This is a genomic window from Limnofasciculus baicalensis BBK-W-15 (assembly GCF_024178385.1).
GTDB classification, from domain to species: domain Bacteria; phylum Cyanobacteriota; class Cyanobacteriia; order Cyanobacteriales; family Coleofasciculaceae; genus Limnofasciculus; species Limnofasciculus baicalensis.
The window spans coordinates 1-1,051 of sequence record NZ_JAMZMM010000757.1 but is presented as its reverse complement, the minus strand read 5'-3'; the positions used below and the strand labels follow the sequence as shown (position 1 = coordinate 1,051).

Below are 1,051 nucleotides of genomic sequence, written 5' to 3'. Positions count from 1 at the left end.
AGCAGGGGAGCAGGGGAGAAAACTCAAAACTCAAAACTCAAAACTCAAAACTCCCCACAATCTCATTCCCCATGCAAAAATTCCAAATAAACCTCACTCAATTCCTCCACTGCTAAGTCATAAAAGTGTTTACCATCTTCCGGTGTCGCTAAGATAGAATTATCACCCATCCCTCTGTCACAGTAGCGGCGGCGGAAACGAGTTGTATTGTGCATTGGATATAGGGAGCCTACTTCTGCCATGACAGGAATTTTCCTGATGGTTTCTGGACAAAAGTACTGTGTTACCGCCATCTCGCTAGGTGTAGCATGGGAACCTTCTAGAGTACCATATAATTCTTTGCCTAATTTGTAGACAGAATTGCAAGTAAACCAGTTGGCGATACGACACTGAACTTTCTCGGCATTGGGAATATGTAGATCGGTTAGATAACCGTAAGTTTCCGCAAATGCTGCTCTCAGTGTAGCAACATTACCGCCGTAACCATTGACAAAGAAAAATTTAGTAAATCCGGCTCTAGTTAAGCTGGTAAGATAATCTTGAATAAGTTCAATTAAAGTATTAGGTCTCAGTGCGATCGCGCCGGGAAATGTTGCTTGATGTAGTGCCATACCCACATTAATTGTGGGGGCAACTACTGTATGTGTCATTTCACCCACTCCCCGCGCAATCCCTTCGGCACAAATCGCATCGGTGCCAATTAATCCCGTTTGTCCGTGTTGCTCTGTTGAACCAATTGGTAAAATAATCCCAGGCGATACCTTCAAGTACTCTTCTACCTCTGTCCAAGTCATTAAATGTAGCAGCATTGTTATTTAGTCTCGCATCAATAATAATTAGCGGCAGTCAATCATTAGGGTTAGGTTTAATTCGAGAAGCGATAAATATTCAGTACTTACCCTTGCTTCTCTATTTGTAGGGTGTGTTACGCTTCATCAGGGCGCACCATTCCAAGTACAGCAGATTGCAGGTTTATGAAGTACACCTCAGAAACCCGGTTTCTCTGCACCGAACATACCTGAAAATTACTGCTACTGTACCTCATAACAGC

General features: G+C 43.1%; 1 protein-coding gene. It reads right to left on the bottom strand.

Going from position 1 to position 1,051, the window contains the following annotated elements:
* Positions 1 to 62: 62 nt before the first annotated feature.
* On the bottom strand, positions 63 to 809 hold the full coding sequence (locus tag NJ959_RS29990; RefSeq protein WP_254015414.1) for a creatininase family protein: 747 nt from the start codon (positions 807 to 809) through the stop codon (positions 63 to 65).
* Positions 810 to 1,051 lie beyond the last annotated feature (242 nt).

What these genes read in the sequence shown, in the direction of transcription:
- NJ959_RS29990 (WP_254015414.1), bottom strand. Translation starts at nt 809, where the DNA reads ATGCTGCTACATTTAATGACTTGGACAGAGGTAGAAGAGTACTTGAAG.